15 protein-coding genes are annotated in these 19,050 nt (G+C 58.5%); 8 read left to right on the top strand and 7 right to left on the bottom strand.

All coding sequences use genetic code 11. From position 1 onward, the window contains the following. Positions 1-51 precede the first annotated feature (51 nt). Positions 52-603 (top strand): ABC-type transport auxiliary lipoprotein family protein, encoded by a 552-nt coding sequence (locus tag BLM14_RS06360; protein ID WP_100001064.1) that lies wholly within the window; start codon positions 52-54, stop codon positions 601-603. Positions 604-696: 93 nt separating this feature from the next. Here the strand turns inward: BLM14_RS06360 and BLM14_RS06365 are convergent, their stop codons facing one another. Beyond that, positions 697-5,844, bottom strand: a complete 5,148-nt coding sequence (locus BLM14_RS06365; RefSeq protein WP_162293140.1) for an apolipoprotein A-IV repeat region-like domain-containing protein — start codon at positions 5,842-5,844, stop codon at positions 697-699. A gap of 304 nt (positions 5,845-6,148) precedes the next feature. Here BLM14_RS06365 and BLM14_RS06370 point away from each other — a divergent pair, with 304 nt between their 5' ends. From BLM14_RS06370 to BLM14_RS06380, 3 genes are all read left to right on the top strand, one after another. Next, positions 6,149-6,523 carry an Hpt domain-containing protein gene (locus BLM14_RS06370; protein ID WP_237143473.1) on the top strand — a complete coding sequence of 125 codons (375 nt, stop codon included), beginning with the start codon at positions 6,149-6,151 and terminating at the stop codon, positions 6,521-6,523. Between the two features lie 135 nt (positions 6,524-6,658). Beyond that, positions 6,659-6,979 (top strand): 2Fe-2S iron-sulfur cluster-binding protein, encoded by a 321-nt coding sequence (locus BLM14_RS06375; RefSeq protein WP_099998609.1) that lies wholly within the window; start codon positions 6,659-6,661, stop codon positions 6,977-6,979. Between the two features lie 201 nt (positions 6,980-7,180). Next, positions 7,181-8,206 (top strand): NAD(P)/FAD-dependent oxidoreductase, encoded by a 1,026-nt coding sequence (locus BLM14_RS06380; RefSeq protein ID WP_099998610.1) that lies wholly within the window; start codon positions 7,181-7,183, stop codon positions 8,204-8,206. Here BLM14_RS06380 and BLM14_RS06385 read toward each other — a convergent pair. Then, positions 8,203-8,820 carry a DUF922 domain-containing Zn-dependent protease gene (locus BLM14_RS06385; RefSeq protein ID WP_099998611.1) on the bottom strand — a complete coding sequence of 206 codons (618 nt, stop codon included), beginning with the start codon at positions 8,818-8,820 and terminating at the stop codon, positions 8,203-8,205. The genes BLM14_RS06380 and BLM14_RS06385 overlap by 4 nt on opposite strands. A gap of 130 nt (positions 8,821-8,950) precedes the next feature. Here BLM14_RS06385 and folP point away from each other — a divergent pair, with 130 nt between their 5' ends. Then, complete coding sequence (gene folP / locus BLM14_RS06390; RefSeq protein WP_099998612.1) at positions 8,951-9,790, top strand: dihydropteroate synthase; 840 nt, start codon at positions 8,951-8,953, stop codon at positions 9,788-9,790. Positions 9,791-9,792: 2 nt separating this feature from the next. After that, a complete protein-coding gene (folK, locus tag BLM14_RS06395) occupies positions 9,793-10,314 on the top strand; it encodes a 2-amino-4-hydroxy-6-hydroxymethyldihydropteridine diphosphokinase (protein WP_099998613.1) in 522 nt (173 codons plus the stop codon). Between the two features lie 2 nt (positions 10,315-10,316). Here folK and BLM14_RS06400 read toward each other — a convergent pair whose 3' ends face one another. The 4 genes from BLM14_RS06400 to BLM14_RS06415 all read right to left on the bottom strand — a co-directional run bounded on the left by BLM14_RS06400 (position 10,317) and on the right by BLM14_RS06415 (position 14,123). Continuing rightward, positions 10,317-10,853: a hypothetical protein gene (locus BLM14_RS06400; protein WP_099998614.1), complete on the bottom strand. Its 537-nt coding sequence runs from the start codon at positions 10,851-10,853 to the stop codon at positions 10,317-10,319. A gap of 136 nt (positions 10,854-10,989) precedes the next feature. Continuing rightward, positions 10,990-12,072, bottom strand: a complete 1,083-nt coding sequence (locus BLM14_RS06405) for a YcjF family protein (RefSeq protein ID WP_099998615.1) — start codon at positions 12,070-12,072, stop codon at positions 10,990-10,992. Further along, positions 12,069-13,532 (bottom strand): YcjX family GTP-binding protein, encoded by a 1,464-nt coding sequence (locus BLM14_RS06410; protein ID WP_099998616.1) that lies wholly within the window; start codon positions 13,530-13,532, stop codon positions 12,069-12,071. Before BLM14_RS06410 ends, BLM14_RS06405 begins: the two co-directional genes overlap by 4 nt. 75 nt (positions 13,533-13,607) lie before the next feature. Further along, complete coding sequence (locus BLM14_RS06415; RefSeq protein WP_099998617.1) at positions 13,608-14,123, bottom strand: SixA phosphatase family protein; 516 nt, start codon at positions 14,121-14,123, stop codon at positions 13,608-13,610. A gap of 381 nt (positions 14,124-14,504) precedes the next feature. On the opposite strand from BLM14_RS06415, the gene dksA reads away from it, so the two are divergent. Then, positions 14,505-14,921, top strand: coding sequence for an RNA polymerase-binding protein DksA (gene dksA, locus BLM14_RS06420; RefSeq protein ID WP_027231664.1), 417 nt, complete (start codon positions 14,505-14,507; stop codon positions 14,919-14,921). Between the two features lie 93 nt (positions 14,922-15,014). On the opposite strand, the gene BLM14_RS06425 is transcribed toward dksA, so the two are convergent. Beyond that, positions 15,015-16,067 (bottom strand): flagellar biosynthetic protein FliO, encoded by a 1,053-nt coding sequence (locus BLM14_RS06425; RefSeq protein ID WP_099998618.1) that lies wholly within the window; start codon positions 16,065-16,067, stop codon positions 15,015-15,017. Positions 16,068-16,368: 301 nt separating this feature from the next. Here BLM14_RS06425 and cckA point away from each other — a divergent pair, with 301 nt between their 5' ends. Further along, the gene (gene cckA, locus BLM14_RS06430) at positions 16,369-18,966 is read left to right on the top strand and encodes a cell cycle histidine kinase CckA (protein WP_099998619.1); all 2,598 of its coding nucleotides are present in this window, start codon (positions 16,369-16,371) and stop codon (positions 18,964-18,966) included. The last annotated feature ends 84 nt before the right edge of the window (positions 18,967-19,050 follow it).

The raw sequence follows: 19,050 nt of genomic DNA on the forward strand, positions 1-19,050 counted from the left end.
GCAGGGGCAGGGGCATTGGTGAATTCAAGAACGACAGTTGCCGCTCTGCTGATGGTCTTGTCCGTTTCAGCCTGCGCCAGCACCAAGAAGCTTGATACTTTTGATCTTTCCAGTGCCTCGCCTTCCGTGACTTCATCAAAGAAGCAGGGCCGCCAGATCCTGATTGCTGCACCATCCGCCCTGAAGGCGCTCGATGGCGAAAACGTCGTGGTCCGGTCCGGTCCGAATTCGATTTCCTTTCTTAAAGGTGCGCAGTGGGCCGACCGCCTGCCGAATATCGTGCAGTCGCGTCTGGCTCAGGCTTTCGAGAGCACAGGCCGTCTTGGCGGCGTTGGCCGTCCCGGCGATGGCCTTGCCATCGACTACCAGGTCATCAGCGAAATCCGCACCTTCAATATCGATGCCTCGGCCGGTGAAACCGGTGTGGTTGAAATCGCGATCAAGATCCTCAATGACAAGAATGGAACGGTTCGTGCATCGCGGGTTTTCCGCTCGACATCGCCAGTAGGCGGCACGGGTAATGCATCCTATATCGCCGCTCTTGATCGTGCATTCGACAATGCCACAAGCGAAATCGTGACCTGGACGCTGTCAGTTATTTAGCGGGTTATCTCCCTCGTTTTGCAAGCATGTTTCCCCCAAAATAAAAAACGCGGCTCTAAGGCCGCGTTTTTTTGTGTCGTTATGAACCTGTTTTTACCGCAGGCGGTTACTCGCATGTGCCAGCATCGTGTAAACCTTGCCGGTGTCTGACGTCAGGTAATTTTGCGTCATGACATTGTCGCGGTCGTTGCGGGTCACATCTTCGAGCAGGCGTTCGAAATCGTCCATGTAACGGTCGACGGCGCGGCGGAATTCGCTGTCCGCCTGATACTTGCGCTTGATCTCGTCAAATGTCTGCTGCCCCTTCAGCGTATAGAGGCGGCGGGTGAACACATTGCGCTCACCGGCACGATAGCGCTGCCAGAGCTCGACCGAAGCCTCGTGATCGATCGCACGGGTGATGTCGATCGACAATGAGTTGAGGGATTCGACAACCTGGCCGGGCGAACGGCCGCCGGCGTCAGGGGTCTTTGCCGTTGGCTCGACCTGTGCCTCGTCGCTCGAAGCGCGGCGAAGCAGATCCGACACCCAGCCATTGCCAGCAGGACGTGCAGGCGCCGCGTTGCCCCGTACGTCGAGGGTCCCGCGAATTGCCGGAGCTGCAGTTGCTGGTGCAGGTGCATTTGCCTGAGGCTGCGGCGCGGCGACAGGCTCGCTGCGTTGCTGAGGCTGAGCTGCGACAGCAACCGCTGCACGGGCCGAACCGCGTACTACGCGCGCTTCGCCGACATCGGTGAGGCGGCCGGATTTCTGAACGATTTCCGACAGTTCCTTCAGGGCGTTGATCTGCTCGGACACAGCCTTTCGCATTTGCGCGGTCGACTGCTTTGCCTCTTCTGGCATATCCATGACGCCGCGCTGCAATTCGGAACGGGTTTCCTCCAATTCTGCGCGGATAGCCGCGGAAGACCGGCGGATTTCGTCCGTTGCGTTGGCGAACTTCTGCGACGCCTGTTCGACGACTTCCGAGATCGAATTGCGGATCTGTTCGGTCGTCTGCGTCGCGCGGCCTTCGGCGCGATCGAAAGCCGAGGAAACCAGCGATTCGAACGAACGCATGGTTTTTTCGATGCCCTCGGATTTCGCAACCAGTCCGGCTGCAAGATTTTGCAGGGCTTCCTGGCGCTCATCGAAGGTCGAAGCGAGGTTCGTCTGCGATGCGTTGATCAGCTCGGACGCTGCATTGAGCATGCTGCCATGATCTTCGAAGCGCTTGGCGATGGAGGCGATGTCTGTCAGCGTTGAGTTCGACAGCTGTGACAGCTTGCCGAGATTGCCATCGATGAGGCGGGTCGAGGTCTGGAACGACTCTGCCGCCTTGGTCGCATTTTCGGCGAAGGCAGTTGTCGTATCCAGGAGACGTCCGTCGATGTCACCAAGATTCTTGGTAGCCATATCGATCAGCTCACCCAGCTTTGCGTTGGAAGCGGAGAGGCGGTCGATCAGATTGCTGACGTCGTCCGTGAGGCCCGCCTTCGCGGCCTGGACGGCCGTGATGGTTTCTGCCGTGCGGCTGGCGATGGCATTGATCAAGGCTGCATTTTCGACGCGCAGACGTTCCGTTGCCGCTGTTGTCGCTTCAACGAGCTGCGAAGCCAGCGTACGGCCATTGTCTGCGAGGCTGTCGACCAGAGGCTGTGCCGTATTGTCGAGGATGCCAATGATCTCCTGCGAACGGGCAGCGAGAACTTCATTGAGTTCGCGGGTGCTCTCGGCAAGCTTGGATGCAGTCGAATCCGTTGCCGCAGAGAAGCGCGCTTCAAGCGCTTCCAGATTGGCCGCAGCTTCACGTGCACGCTCACCAAGACGCATTTCTGTCTGCGCCAGGCTTTCGTTCATGCGCTGGCTGAATGCCTCGCCATGACCATCAAGCGCTTCGCCGGCCTTTTGTGCCTCGCCGGTAAGGGAAGAGGCGGCCTCGGAGATCTTGTCGCGCAGGCTGCGCGCAACGACCGAAGCGCTCTGCTCCAGCGACTTGCGCACATTGTCGACGCCGATGGCGAGCGCGTCCTGCATGGTCGTCGTGCGTTCATCGATGGTTCCGCCGTGGTTCTCGAAGGCTTTCGCCAGTACTTCGGCGCTGTCCTGGAGCACAGCCTGAAGCGCAACGGTGCGGTCGCTGATCGCACTGGCCTGATTGTCCAGCGTCCGGTCAAGCGCAGCTGTGCCCTGTTCCATGGCTGCCCGGATGCCGCTGATGCGGTCATCGATCTGGCTAGCATGGGTGTTGAGCGTATCGCCGATACGAGAGTCGCTTTCGGAGAGGGCTGCCCTGATCGCAGCAGCGCGTTCGTCGAGCACGCTGATATGCGAAGCAAGAGTGTCGCTGATCTCTCCGTTGCTGTTTTCGAGCAAGGAGCGAATGCCTGCCGCGCGCGCTTCGATATCGCCTGCGTGCTTTGCAAGCGTTTCGTCGATGCTTGCATTGCTGTTTTCAAGAGCGGAGCGAATACCGGCCGTCCGTGCATCGATATCGTTGACGTGCTGGGCAAGTGTTTCGCCAATGCGCGCATTGCTGCCGTCAAGAACGGAGCGAATACCGGCCGTCCGTGCATCGATATCCGTGACGTGTTTGGTAAGCGTTTCGCCGATGCGAGCATTGCTGTCATCGAGAATGGAGCGAATGCCCGCCGTACGTGTATCGATAACGTTCGCGTGCTGGGCAAGCGTCTCGCCAATGCGTGAATGGGTGTTTTCGAGCGCCGATTGAATGCCAGCCGTCCGCTCATCAAGTGCGGAGGCATGCGAGGCGAGGGTTTGGCCGATCCGCTGATCGCTGTTGCTCAAAGCCTGTTCGATGCCAGCTGTACGATCCTCGATGGCGCTGGCATGGGATGCAAGAACATCGCTGATGCGTGCATCACTGCTGGTCAGTGCCGATTCGATACGGTTGGTGCGATCGTCCACGGAGTCGATGAAGCCGCCGAGCGTATCATCGATGCGCGCCCCGCTGTTGAGCAGTGTCGCCTGGATTTCCGCATTGCGGGAATCGATAGCCTGCGTATGGGCGGAAAGTGTGTCGCCGAGTTTGATATCGCTGCTGGAAAGCGCCAGCTGGATTTCCTGATTGCGCTCGTTGAGGCTCTTGGCGTGGTGGTCAAGCGTCTGTGCGATCTTGGCGTGCGTGTCGACGAATGCAACGCGCATGCCTGATGTGCGGTCGTCCATGATCTTGGCATGGGCGTCGAGCGTCTGGCCGATCCTTGCGTCGTTGGCGTGGATTGCCGCCTCGATCTGTCCGTTGCGGGAGTCGATCGTGCGAACATGTTCGTCGAGGGTCTGACGGATCTTCTCGTCCGTGTCGGAGAAGGCCGCATGCATGCCGGATGTGCGGTCTTCGATTGCCTTGGCGTGCTGCTCGAGTGTCGCGCCGATGCGTGCATCATTGTCGTCGAGCGCGGCGCGCAGGCCTGCAGTCCGATTGTCGAGGGAATAGGTGTGACCTTCGATGATCTGGCCGATAGAAGATGTGCTGCTTTCCAGAACGCTCTTCAGGTTTGACGTATGATCGCCAATCTGACCTGCATGCTGGCTGATGATCGAAGCGGCGCGCTCTGTTTCGCCCGACAGCGTGGCTGCCAGCGCTTCGCGGCTTTCAACAAGTTTGTCGGCAAAGGCTGCCGCATTCGTCGAGAGCAGGCTGCCGACCGATTCCGACAGGCTCGACAGGTCATTGCCGATCTTGGCCTTGGTCTCGTCGACGATACCGTCAATCGAAGCACGGCCGTCGGTGAAGGTCTTGGCGATATCGCGGGTGCGCTCGATCAACTGTTCGTTGATCTGGCGCGCACGGGCTTCAAGGGCTGAATTGAGACGCTCGGTGCTGGTATCGAGCGATTGAGCGCGTGTCTCGAACTCGGCGAGGAGCGAGCGGCCGCGTTCGTTGATCGTTGTGTCGAGCCCGGCGAGGCGCGTGTCGAATTCGCCGACCAACGTCTGTGTGGCGTTACCAAGCAGCGACAGCATGCTGTTGGTGCGGCCATCCAGCGTATCGGCCAGCTTCATCGTTACGGTATCGGTCTGCTCGGACAATGCGGCAATGCGCATTTCCAGAAGGTTTGCAAAGGCTTCGCCGGAAGTGCTGATCTTGTGCGAGATGTCGTCGGAACGCGAGGTAATGGATTCCGAGATCGCCTGGCCGCTCTGGGTAAGACGGTCGATAAGCGTCTCACCAGACTGGCTGATCGACATGGTCAGGTTGGTCGAGGCGTTGGAGAGATTTTCGCGCAGCGATTCACCGGCTTGCGACAGTTCATCCTTTAGCTGTTCATGGGCACTCGAGATCGAAGCGCGGACGCGTTCGGCATGGCCAATGACCGATTCGCGCTCGCCGCCGAGCCGGTCGACAAGTGTGCGGATGCGAAATTCATTGTCCGTGTAGACACGTTCGAGCTGGTTGACCTCGGTCTGAACCAGCGTCTCAAGCTCCACGGCGCGGGCGAGGGTGCGTTCGACGCCTTCGCTCATCGCGGCCACTTCGCGGCGCACGGCTTGTCCCAATGAGGCAACCCGGTCAGACGAGAGCATTTCCGGCTCGGACAGGCGCATGGCCGCTTCAGCCATGGAGCGCGCGGCATACTGCATTTCCTGGGCGCGACGGACCATCAGGGCAAACGCCCAGAACAGCATGATCGGCACAATGATGGCGACGGCCAAACCGATAGCATATGGCGCTGCGGCGAAGTCCGAGAACGAGCGAATCGACCGGATTGAAGAACCGTAGAGGGCATTGCCGAGGGCAAACATACCGCCAGCCCAAAGGATGCTGACGATCGCAGTGGCAAGGCGATACGATTTGGGTGCCTGTACGGTTGTCGTCGGGCGTGACGTGGTGGACGTCTGCAGCAAATCGTCGTTTGCCGGCTTGAATGTCTGTGTCGGAACCGCCGGCGCCCTTGGCGGAGCGGGCGGAGCTGCCGGAATAGGGTTTGCAGCCTTGATCTGGGGCTTGGGCGCCGGGAGCGGAACAGGTGGTTCCACTACTACTGGTGCCTTGACTTCAGCGGCTTTCACCGGTTCCGGGGTTGCAGGCGGGTTGTGCTTTTCCGCTGCAAGCTCCTGGGCTGCCTGTGAAATCTGCGCTTCCAGATCAGTGAAGGACAAGAGATCGTCATCGACAGGCGACAAATCCATATCCATCCCAAGCGTCGACTCGTCGAAGTCAATTTCGAGAGCCTTTTCAAGAGCTTGACCAAGTTCGTCTTCGGTCTTCACTGCTTTGCTTTTCGGGGCTGTGGCCATGTTTACCTCACAATATTGGACGGTGACCACATGTGGAGCCCACCGCGCCATACTCTTTACGCCGCTAGTGTATCGTACTGGCACATGGCTTGGAAAGAAACAATGGATTCGGGAAATGCTTAAAAGTTTAAACACAAGGTTAATTTTTTGAGGTCGATCGAAATTTCACGCGAACATCAAAATTTACCAAACGTTCACCATAACTGGCCATTTCGGCGCAGCGCTTGCCTCGTTTTAACCTTGAATCAGCGGCATTTGAGTAAACTTGTCAGTTCAAATTGTAAAAGCGTTCAGGAGTGTACCAATGGCACTGCCACAACAAGCTTCGATGGCCTTCGCACTACCCGGTGGCGAAACATCGAAGCCATCCCGCAAGCGGCCCATCGATCTCGTTCATCTGACGCGTGAAACCTTTGGCAACAGGGCTCTCGAAATCGAAATCCTCAACCTGTTTTCCCGCCAGATATGCGGTATCGTCGATCGCCTGACTCACGCCAATACGGACGAACGCGTGCGTCTTGCCAGGTCATTGAAGGGTTCTGCCCGTGCCATCGGTGCGTTTCGCGTTGCTGAAATGGCGGAGGCGATCGAACAGGCACCCTCCGATACCAGAAAGATCAAAGACCTGCACCGAGTCATCGACGATGTACGCGATTATATTGCGGCAATCACGCGTTAACATGCTGGGCTAGTCTGGCTTCCTGCATTCCGGGACAAGCGTGCGTCATGCCTTAAGGCTGCGTCAGGGAGTACAATTGACTTCCCTGTCCAAATCCCTATGTCAGCGTTAACTTTCCTGCTTGGGGCATTTCTTATGGCAAAGATCACGTTTGTCACCTTCGATGGCGTGCGTATTGAAGCGAACGCAGAAAACGGCTCGACCGTGATGGAAAATGCCATCCGCAATGCGGTGCCTGGCATCGATGCGGAGTGCGGCGGCGCCTGCGCCTGCGCAACCTGCCATGTCTATGTCGACGAAGATTGGACCTCCGTGACCGGCGAGCCCGAAGCCATGGAAGAGGACATGCTGGATTTCGCCTATGACGTTCGCCCTAACTCGCGCCTGTCCTGCCAGATTCGCGTTTCGGATGATCTGGAGGGGCTGGTCGTACATGTTCCAGAGCGTCAGGCTTGATTAATTAGCTGATATTTTCTCATCCACCGATTAGAATAATCGCCGAGCCGGCCCTTTTGCCGTGACGGCCGTACGCATTGTCTTGACCTTGGCCAATGCAATCGTTACGCGCTGTGCAGCCCGTGCGTCATGAACGCGCCAGCCATTATCCCTTTTTCTATCTGCACGGCATGCAGAAGGTCCTGGCATGAGGAATTTTCGATGAGCGAGATTATCAAAACCGATGTTGTGATCATTGGCGCTGGGCCTGTTGGCCTGTTCGCGGTGTTCGAGCTTGGCCTCTACGATCTCAAATGCCACCTCATCGATATTCTCGACCGTCCTGGCGGCCAGTGTGCCGAGCTCTATCCGGAAAAGCCGATTTATGACATTCCGGCATGGCCCATCATCAGCGGGCACGATCTCACCGAAAAATTGCTGGAGCAGATCAAGCCGTTTTCGCCGCAGTTCCATTTCAACCGCATGGTGACAAAGCTGGAGCGCCAGGCGGACGGCTCGTTCCATGTCGAAACCGACGAGGCGGAAGTATTCGAAGCCAAGGTGGTCGTGATCGCTGCTGGCGGTGGCTCGTTTCAGCCAAAACGTCCGCCGGTTCCGGGTATCGAAGCCTATGAGGGCAAGAGCGTCTTCTATTCGGTGCGCCGCATGGAAGAATTCCGCGGCGAGGATATCCTGATTGTCGGCGGCGGTGATTCTGCGCTCGACTGGGCGCTGAACCTGCAGCCGATCGCACGCAGCCTCACTGTCGTCCATCGCCGCGCCGAATTCCGCGCCGCGCCTGACAGCGTCAAGAAGATGTTCGAACTGGTCGAAAGCGGCAGCGTCCGTTTTGAACTCGGCCAGGTTTCCGGCCTGAAGGGTGAGGGCGGGCAGCTCTCACACGCAACGATCAAGGGCAATGAAGGCGAAGTCGACATTCCCGTCACGCGCCTGCTGCCCTTCTTCGGGTTGACGATGAAGCTCGGGCCAATCGCCGATTGGGGTCTCAATCTCAATGAGAACCTCATTCCGGTGAACGTCGAGACGTTCGAGACTTCGGAGCCGGGCATCTTCGCAATCGGCGATATCAACTCGTATCCGGGCAAGCTGAAGCTGATCCTCTCGGGCTTCCACGAAGCGGCGCTGATGACCCAGGCGGCAAAGCACATCGTCAGCCCGAACGAACGGATTGTCTTCCAATACACCACATCATCGACCAGCTTGCAGAAGAAGCTGGGCGTTAGTTAAGGGTTTTTGCCGAATTCGCGAATGATCCGGTAGGTTAGAAGCCGCCCAAAACGATCTTCGAAGTTGATTGCCTCGACTTTGTCGAACTGGACCTGCGCAAGGTCGTGCTGCAGCATCAGCTTCGCCGTCAGGGCATCGATGTCGGCTTTCATGGTAGGGCAATCGCTGCGCCAGGGGAGCGCCTTGATCTGGCGCTCCATATCGCCAGCGGCGGTGCGGGCGATCGAGATATGGCTTTCCTCATGCCGCTTGATATCCGCGGACAGCGTGTCCCAGACCATGGCGAGGTCAGGCTTTGCCGTGCGCCGCTGCTTCCACCGTGGCAGGTATACATGCGCGTGGACCGTGATGCTGGTTTCGACGACACGGCAGCTGCTGCCATTGGAACCATACTTGATCCGGCTGTCGAAACGCATCTTCGTCATGCCAGGGTGACGCTGTCCCGTCTTTTGCAGTAGCGGACCGCGACGATACAATTCGCGATCGAGATCTGCTGCGGTGCGCCCGTTCAGGGAAAAATACTCGTACTTTCGCAAGACTGTTGCCGCATTAGCGGCCGGCATGGCCATGAAAAGTGCCACACCGAGCGACGCAGCTTTGGCAAGAATGTGCATTTGGTATTTCCTTTTCAGCCAAGTCTGCCCGATCCTGACCCTACCGTCAAAAACATTGCAGATGAATTGACGTTGCGCACGTTCTGATCAAAAACAGGACAAGGATTTGTGAAGTTCAAGGAGCGCGCCGATGCAACGGGAATGGAAGCTGGCACATGGCCGGTCTCTGACATTGGGGGATCGAGCGCTGATCATGGGCGTTCTCAATGTTACGCCGGACTCTTTTTCCGATGGCGGACTGCATTACTCGCTCGACCAGGCATTGGCCGGTGCGCGTGCGATGATGGCTGGGGGCGCGTCGATCATCGACGTCGGCGGTGAGTCGACCCGTCCCGGCGCGACGCGGGTTGAACCCGCTGTCGAACAATCTCGCGTGCTGCCGGTGATCGAGGCGCTGGTGAAGGAGACGGATGTCATCATCTCCGTCGATACTTATCGTGAGGAAACTGCTCGCCTTGCTGTTGCCGCCGGGGCCCACATCGTCAACGATGTCTGGGGCGTTCAGCGCGAGCCTGCCATTGCCGATCTGGCCGCGGAGACCGGCGCCGGCCTCGTCATCATGCATACGGGGCGCGAGCGTGAACGCGACCCGGATGTCATCGTCGATCAGTTTGCATTCCTCAACCGGTCGCTGGAAATCGCCAAACTTGCCGGTGTTTCGCGCGATCAGATCGTGCTTGATCCCGGATTCGGCTTTGCGAAGGATACGGCCGAAAACATCGCACTGATGGACCGTTTCGCCGAACTTTCGGCATTTGGCTACCCGTTCCTCGTTGGCACCTCGCGCAAACGGTTCCTCGGCGCAACGTCGGGCGGCGAGGCTGAACAGCGGGATGTTGCGACTTCCGCCTCTTCGGCGATCCTGCGGCTAGCCGGCGCGGATATCTTCCGGGTGCATGATGTTGCAATGAACCGGAGTGCTCTTTCCCTGGCGGACGCCGTGCTGAACGCGCGCCGCCAGCGAAGTTGAGCATGTCGATGCGAAGGGCCTGGCTGGGGCTAGGCGGCAATATCGGCGATCCAGTGGCTTCCATGGCGAAGGCATTGCGCGCATTGCACAGGCGGAGTGACACGCGCGTTCTGGCGGTGTCGCCGGTCTATCGCACGCCGCCGTGGGGCGTAATTGACCAGGCCTGGTTTCACAATGCCTGTGCCGAGGTCACGACCTCACTCCAACCGGAGGCGCTGCTTGCCACCTGCCTCGATATCGAAAAACGCATGAAGCGCCAGCGCATCGAGCGCTGGGGGCCACGCATCATCGACATCGATGTTCTTGCTTATGAGGGCGAGGAGGCGTTTGAGAGTCCGACATTGTTGCTGCCGCACCCACGTATGACCGAACGGGCCTTTGTGATGGTCCCGCTTGCCGATATCGCCCCGGAATTGCTGATCAGCGGCAAGTCAGTCGCTGAGTGGTCAAGGCTCTGCGACAGGAGCGGCATAGAAAAAGCCCGCAATGATGCGGGCTGGTGGCGTCAGGGCGAAACGCAATAAGACTAGTTCTTGGCGATGCTGCCGACTGCGGTCGCATCGACCCGCTTGAGCGTCATGCCGACAACCGGGATCAGCTGATCCTCGAGGCGAACGGAAATGGTGACGTTCATGGTATTGTCACCGGTGAACTTCGCCTGCATTGCACCGTTCAACTGCTTGCGGCTGATTGCGAGTACGACGCGGTCGCCCGAAACATTGCCGCCGGTGATGTCGAGGCCCTTACCAGCGGAGCCATCAAGGAAACTGCCCTTGTAGCTGTTGCCTGCGCGCACAATCGTTGCTTTCATCGGCTGGTTGAAAATGCCGACGCGGCAACTGCCATCCAGTGTCATGCCTGCTTTTTGCTCAGGCGTCGTGCCATCGAGCGTGCAGGTGAACTTGGTGCCCTTGTACTTGCCGGCAACGATCTCGCCGGGACCAACCCATTGGCCTTCAATAGTCTGGAAGAATTCCGCGTCCTTGTCCTTGGCTTGCGCCGGCAACGCGAAGAGCGCGCAGGCGAACAGGGAGAGGGTAGCGGCTGCTGCGCTTCTTTTCATCGACAAGACTCAACACAAATTATTGGAATGGGGCACGTGCGGCAATCATCGTCCGGAATGGTTAACGGATGGTTGTCATCCCCACAAAACTTGCTCCGAATAAAATTACAACCCCAGAACGCCGACAAAGTGCAGTTTAGTCCTTTTTTGTGCCCCCGATCCGCGCCAGATCCCCGATGAAATCGCCGATTCCAGGGCGCCTTTCGGCATTGAAGGGGAAGGGACGCACCAGATCCATGGCGGAAATACCGATGCGCGCTGTCATCAGGCCATTGATGACGCCTTCGCCGAGCCGCGCGGACAATTTCGCCGCCAAGCCGTGACCCACCAGTTGCTGGATGATGCTGTCGCCCATCGCCACGGTGCCGGTCACGGCAAGATGCGCGATGACATTGCGAGTGAGTTTCAGAAAGCCGAGTGTGCCGGGCCGACCGCCATAGAGCTCCGAGAGGCGGCGGATGAGGCGCGCCGATTCGAACACCACATAGCCAATGTCGACCAGCGCACGCGGACTGACCGCCGTGACGATGGATACGCGTTTGGATGCGGCAAGGATCATGTCGCGTGCCTGCCGGTCGAGCGGGCGCAATAGCTCGGTTTCCGTGAGCCGGATCAGATCGCGCCCGTCGATCACATCGTCGCGCAGGTCATGCAGCATAGCCCGGCCTTTGGCTGTGGCAGGGAGGGTCGCTGCAATGGACGTCAGTTTGGCAACGGCAGCCTTGGCAGCGCGAGCATCGTTGTCGGCTGCTGCCTTGGCGGCCTCGTCGCGCAGGCTCTGCACGGAGGCGAGGCGGCGCAGCGCAAGGCCTTCCCTTATGACAATGGCAAACAGGGCAAAGAATGCTAGAACCGTGACACCCAGCGCCACCCAGCCGAGCCATGGCGCGCGCTCGAACAATGTGCGAATGAGATTATCAGCCCATAGGCCAAGCGCCAGCGACACCAGTACGCCAAGCGCTCCGGTCAACAGGGACGCAAAGGAAAAGCGCTTCTTGTGCACCATCGCTGGCGGCGGAGTCAGCGCGTCGAGTTCGTTTGCGGTCGTCGTGTCGAGATCGAACACATCGACTGCTGCCGGTGTGATGACAGCGACATCCTTGATCCCTGTGGGCCGTCGCTGCTGTGCCGAGCCGGAACCAGCCTTGCGTGGGGTTTCTGCCTGCTGCGGCTGGTCGATGCGAAAAGACGCGGGCTTGCGATGGTTTTGATCCGTCATGCGAGGCGATCTCCGATCAGGAATTGTAGCGCGCGATCGAGCCTTATGTGCGGCAAGGACAGCGTGAAGCCCTCCGCTGTCCTTTCGAGCCGGGGAGGACGGAAGCGGACAAAGCGGATGGCCGGATCTTCCGAAACTGATTCCGCCTGTTCAAAAATTGAATCCGGTTTCTCCGGTAAGTCACCGGGAAATATGGCTGTTTCCGTCTTGCCGTCGAACTGTTCGCCATTGATGGTTTCGCCCTTGAGAGGCGTTCCGACGATGACGGGCAGTGTTTCCTTGCCCTGTGTCACTGTCGCTTCGCGTGTAGTGCGTACTGCCGCCATCGCCAGCACATCGACGCTCGCGCCGGAAAAGTCGGCACGGCTGACCGCGCGATCGACGAGACGGCGGACAATAGCCTGCAGCCGGTCGTGGCTTTCGTGGTGCAGGTGATCGGCCTTCGTTGCCGCAACAAGGATGCGGCTGATGCGCCGTTGCACCAGGCCCGTCAGGAAATTGGTGCTGCCGGGGCGGAAGCAGGAGAGAATTTCCGTTAGCGCCCGTTCAAGATCGGCAACCGCTGCCGGGCCCGCATTCATGGCCTGCATGGCATCGACGAGAACAATCTGCCGGTCGAGCCGGGCAATATGCTCGCGAAAAAAAGGCTTCACCACATACGTTTTGTAGGCCTCATAGCGCCGTTCCATCATCGCGCCGAGCGTTCCGGGCCGGTGCTTTCCGGTACCAAGATTCGGTAGCGGTGCAAAGGTAAGCGCTGGCGAACCCTCGAGATCGCCCGGCATAAGAAAGCGGCCGGGCGGCAGCGTCGAGAGGGCGCGCTCATCGGCCTTTCCGGCTTTGAGGTAATCGGTGAAGCTCTTTGCAAGGCGCTGCGCTGTCATCTCGTCCGCCGGAGAATCCGGATCGGCGCTATCCGCCATCCTAAGCCAGTCCGTTGCCAGGTCACGGTGGCTCGGCTGCTGCGCCAGTTCGAAGGAGCCCTTGGAAAATTCAGCGTAGGATTTGCCGAGCAGCGGCAGGTCGAGCAGCCATTCCCCCGGATAGTCGACAATGTCGACGGAAAGCTTGCCGCCGGAGAACATGCGGTTCCACATCGAGGCCGATTCATATTCGATTGTCAGGCGCAGTTCGGATATCGCGCGCGTCGAATCCGGCCAGATCCGCTCATCGATCAGTGCTTTGAGATGATCTTCATATTGGAAGCGCGGGACGGCATCGTCGGGCTGCTCTTCGAGATAGGCGCGGGCAATGCGTCCGGATTTCTGCGCCTCGAACAGCGGAAGGCGCCCGCCATGGATCAGATTGTGCACGAATGCCGTGATGAAGACGGTTTTGCCGGCGCGGGAAAGACCGGTGACGCCGAGCCGCAGCGATGGGGAAACCAGCGCACTTGTCCGGTCCGCCAACGTATCCAGTACGATCTTCGCTTCGTCGGTAAGTGTGGTCAGTGTTCCCAATTCAACCGTCCTATGGCCGCAGTCACAATTTCAGCCATATGGGACGAGGCCGGCTCAATGGCAAGAAATCGGTCTTCAGAGATGTTCAGAGGGGGAGAAGAATGCTTGTAACGTGCCCGTTCCAGGACGGATTTCAGCGAGCGGGCTATCAAACTGGATGACAGCAAGCCCAGCCGTTGGAAAGCCGGACGTGAAGGTCGGATGCGATGGTGGGTTACCCTGACCGGCGAGGGCGATGGCCAGTTCCTCCATCATTGGATTGTGGCCGACGAGCATGACCGAATTGGCTGTTTCATGTTCAAGCCCGGCCATCCGAATTGCCATGAGATAAGCGTCGGGACCGCCCGAATAAAGCTTTTCGGCTTCATCAAGGACGAAGGGTGGTTCCAGGTTGACGTATTCGAGGGTTTGCCTTGCCCTGATCGCCGGTGAACACAAGACGATCTCCGGTTTCAGCCCGGAGCGCCTGAGCTCCTGTCCAAGAACCTTTGCGGCTTCGATGCCGTCAGTATCCAGTGTCCGGTCGAAGTCTTTCTGGCCGGGAGAGGGCCAGACTGCTTTCGCGTGGCGGAGCAAATAGACTTGGCTCATCTGTTAACTCCACTGAGTCCGTTGCTAGATAGGGTGTCATGCTTCACGAGAAGACACAAATAGTCGATAAATGTCTGCCGCAAATGTGAAAATAATCACTTTATTGTGCAAAACCTCCTTGCGAAAATTCTGTGCGGCGTGCGTTTTTGCAAGGCAGGCTACAACCAGTAGTAGTGCGTTGGAGCTACAAATGACCAAATTTACCCTTATTTCTTCATCTTTCGGTTCAGAAAATTGGGAAATGTTGCCGGTTTTGCCAATAATTTGAGCAAATTTCCGGGGTCCCTTTCTTTGATTTACATGTCTTTTTGTAGTTGTGTGGCCATGTGACACGACCTATATAGGCCTCCTCGCGTCTCATAGGTGCAGGGTGATTCAAAGATGAATGAACTTATCGATCTTGACTATAAGCCCACGGATGACGAGCCCTTCATGAGTGATCGGCAGAAATCCTATTTTCGTGAAAAACTGATCAACTGGAAAAACGACATTCTGCGGGAAGCGCGTGAAACGCTTGAAATCCTGCAGCAGGAAAATGCGAACTTGCCAGATATCGCAGATCGCGCATCCTCCGAAACTGACCGCGCCATCGAGTTGCGCGCACGTGACCGCCAGCGCAAGCTGATCTCCAAGATTGATGCTGCTTTGCAGCGTATCGACGATGGAACTTATGGATTTTGCGAAGAGACAGGGGACCCGATAAGCCTCAAGCGTCTGGACGCACGTCCTATCGCAACCTTGTCAATCGAAGCTCAGGAACGTCACGAACGACGCGAGAAAGTTTACCGCGACGATTGAGCTGACAAGATTGATTTAAAGAAAGGCCCGGGTTTCCGGGCCTTTCTTTTTGTAGCAATAAATGCCCATCAGGGTGAAGTTGTCGAAAGTCTCCTAGCGCTTTTCCGGCTTGGAAAGATCATCAAGCAAGCGCTCCATCTCGTCTTCGATATTGTCGGTCTTCTTGGGTTCTTCCTTGTCACCAGGCGCGATATTGAGTTCGCCTTCGAGATCGGTTTCGAATGCGTCCTTGAAATCCAAATCGCCGAGTGAAACTTCCGGCTCTTCAGTGTCCGTAAGGCCAAGAATTTCGAGGGTCGGTTCATTGGACGCGGGTGATGCCGGCTCGTTGCGTATTGCAAAGGGAAAGGCAGCAGCAGTCGTCGTCCTGGTTTCCGGAGACGCCTCACGCGCAGGCGCCGATGTCTCAACCGTCGGCTCGTTTCGGGGAGCGCCGAAAGATGGCGATGCGGTTCGCTGCCAGCCATTGCCGTTGTCGTGCGCCGGCGCGCTGACCGTTGGAGTTTCGACCGCCGGTGCAGTTGCTTGCGGTGGAGCTGCCTCAGGAGTGATTGTTACATAGGGAACGGGTGCGGGTGCCTGAGCGTGCTTCGGAGGCTCGGCAAGGCGCAGATCCCTGGGCGGCGAAACCGGCTGTGGTGCAGCCGGGCGCAGTGGTATCTGGGGCGGCTGCGCTGCCTGAACGGGTGGTGCGGGGCGTTGCACGGGCGGAGCCGGTGGTGCGACCCGCGCCGTGGGCGCGGCCGGCGCGACCGGCTGGGCGCGCGGCGTTTCCGCAGCGCCGTTTGCTGGCCTTGGTTCGGGTTCAGCTGCGGGTGCCGTCGGCTCAAGGCGCGAAGGTTGCTTGGCGAACTGGCGGATATTCTGCTCGATGACCACGTCGCTCGGACCGCCGATCAGGATCAGATGTTCGACATCGTCGCGCCTGACCAGTACAAGCCGCCGGCGATTGTCGACGGCGGCCGCGTCGGTAACCGACAGGCGCACTTGCCTGTTGCGGCCGCCGGCAACGAAAGTTCCGCCCGTCACCCGCCGCAGGATCGCGAAGACGATAAGGAGCAGCGCAATCACCAGAAGAAAAAGAAGAACAAATCCCACGATAGGGGCAGCGGTGTCGCCAACAACAGTGGCCAGCCAAGCGTTCATGACGAACTCCTTATTTGCGATCTCCGGACCCGAAACTTGTTCCCCGACACGGGCTTCGGAGCATTACTTTGCGTGACACTAGTGCGAGCGAATGTTAGCCGCAACCCTGATGACGGAATGCTCAACGAGATAAGCGGGCAGCGTCCAATATTGAGCAATTGTCGAACGGAATGGTGGAATAACCCACGCCAGATAAAGGATGGGGTTTATACGGCGTCAAAGATATGATCCAAACGATTCGGGAATAAGCATCGGCCTGTTGCATACGGCCGCGATGTTGAAGAAAAGGGGTTTGAGACGCATGTCTCAAGAAACGAATAGCGATCTTTATCCAGAACCGATTATTGCCAACACGAAATCGAACAGGGCCGGCTTGCGGCTGGTCATTCTCGGCGTGCTGCTGGTCGGTGTTTCCGTCCTCTATTTCATCTATCGCGACCAGTTGGGCCAGCAGTTCCTGCTTGGCCTTCTCGGCACGCTTGCCATGACCGGCGTGTTCTACCTGTTCGGCTCGGCGATCAACGTCATTCAGTTCACGCCGCGCGGTACGAGTGACGAACTGACCCGCGCCTTCGTCGATACATTGCCGGAAGGCACGGTCGTCTCCGATCAGAAAGGCCGCATCGTCTACGCCAACCGGGCCTATGCCGAACTCACCGGCGTGACCAATTCCAATGATGTGCGGGCAATCGAGCACATTCTTTCCGGTGAAGCTTCCGCCTCCGATCCCATTTACCGCCTTGCCAATGCGGTGCGCGACGGCGTTTCCGGCCAGGAAGAGTTGCGCCTGTCGCGCCCGCTGGATCCATCCCGCGAGCCCGTGCCGACCTGGTACCGGGTGAAGGCCCGCCCGGTTGCCGGTATCCCCGACCAGACCGCGCCGGTCTATGCTTGGCAGATCGCCGATATTTCTGCCGAGCGTGCCGAACAGGAACGCTATTTCCAGGACATCCAGGAAGCCATCGACCATCTCGATCATGCACCGGCCGGCTTCTTCTCAGCCGATCCCGATGGGCGCATCATCTATATCAATGCCACTCTGGCAGAGTGGCTCGGCGTTGACCTGACCCGGTTTACCCCGGGCTCGATGATGGTTCGTGAGATCGTGGCCGGCAATGGCATGGCACTGATCAACGCCGTCAAGACGGAACCGGGTACCAGCCGCAATACGGTCATCGATCTTGATCTGGCGAAATCCAATGGTCAGAGCCTCGCTGTGCGCTTCTATCACCGCGTTCAGGCGCAGCGTGATGGCAGGCGTGGACCCACCCGCACCATCGTCCTCAACCGCGCCGAGGGTGAGGATACGTCTGCAGCCTTGCGCGCCGCCGAAGTACGGTTCACGCGCTTCTTCAATTCGGCATCCATGGCGATTGCCGCTGTCGACGCAACCGGCAAGATCCTGCGCACCAATGCCAGGTTCCTCGGCCTGTTCTCGCCCGTTGTTGACCGCGATGACATCGACAGGCGCATCCCGCTCGAAACCGTCGTGCATGAACGCGATCGCGAGGCCTTTGACCGGGCGCTTGCGGCAGCCTTTGCCGGCCAGGCGGAGATTTCTCCCGTCGATACGGTTATCCCGGGCAATGAGGACCGGCATCTTCGCTTCTATATCAGCCCGGTCTTCGATGCGGGCTCGGAAGATGGCGCCGAGGAAGCGGCCATCGTTTCCGTGGTCGAGACAACGGAACAGAAGGCGCTCGAAGCCACGATGGCCCAAAGCCAGAAAATGCAGGCGGTAGGGCAGCTTGCAGGCGGTATCGCACACGACTTCAACAACGTCCTGACCGCGATCATCATGTCGTCGGACCTGCTTTTGACCAATCATCGTGCGTCGGACCCATCCTTCGCCGACATCATGAACATCAAGCAGAATGCCAATCGCGCCGCCTCGCTGGTGCGGCAGCTGCTGGCATTCTCGCGCCGCCAGACCCTGCGGCCGGAAGTGCTCAATCTGACCGACGTGATTGCCGATGTGCGCATGCTGCTGACGCGCCTTGCCGGCACCCAGGTCAACCTCAAGATCGAGCATGGCCGCGATCTGTGGCCGGTACGCGCCGATCTCGGCCAGTTCGAGCAGGTCGTGGTCAATCTTACCGTCAATGCACGCGATGCGATGCCAGAGGGTGGGGATCTGATCCTCCGCACGCGCAACATGAATGAGGCCGAGAGCGCCGAACTCAACTACCGCGATCTCGTTCCGGGCGATTACGTTCTGGTCGAGGTTGCGGACACCGGCACCGGCATGACACCGGAAGTGATCGCGAAAATCTTCGAGCCATTCTTCACGACCAAGGAAGTGGGCAAGGGAACGGGTCTCGGCTTGTCGATGGTTTATGGTATCATCAAGCAGACGGGCGGATCGATCCACGCCGAGTCAGAACTTGGCAAGGGTACGACATTCCGTATCTTCCTGCCGCGGCATGTGGAGGAAAAGCAATCCCCGATGCTGAACGCCGATGGCGAAGTCATCGTGACCGAAGTGCCGAGGAAGGAGAAGAAGACGGAAAAAGCCACTGATCTCTCCGGTTCTGCAACCGTGCTCCTGGTCGAGGACGAGGATGCCGTTCGCATGGGTGGTCTGCGGGCACTGCAATCACGCGGCTACACGGTGCACGAGGCGTCGAGCGGCGTCGAGGCGCTGGAAGTGATGAAGGAACTCGGCGGCAAGGTCGATATCGTCGTCTCCGACGTGGTGATGCCCGAAATGGACGGGCCGACGCTTCTGCGCGAACTGCGCAAGGAATACGGGGATATCAAGTTCATCTTCGTTTCGGGCTATGCGGAAGATGCCTTTGCGCGCAACCTGCCGGAAGATGCCAAATTCGGCTTCCTGCCGAAGCCGTTCTCGCTGAAGCAGCTTGCAACGGCAGTCAAGGAAATGCTCGAGAGCGAGTAGGTTTTGTAGATCGGCGGTGCGTGGTTCGACAAGCTCACCATGAGGGAGAATGGTGATTTGCAATCATTCCCGTGAGCGTTGCCG

The organism is Phyllobacterium zundukense (assembly GCF_002764115.1).
Taxonomy (GTDB): domain Bacteria; phylum Pseudomonadota; class Alphaproteobacteria; order Rhizobiales; family Rhizobiaceae; genus Phyllobacterium; species Phyllobacterium zundukense.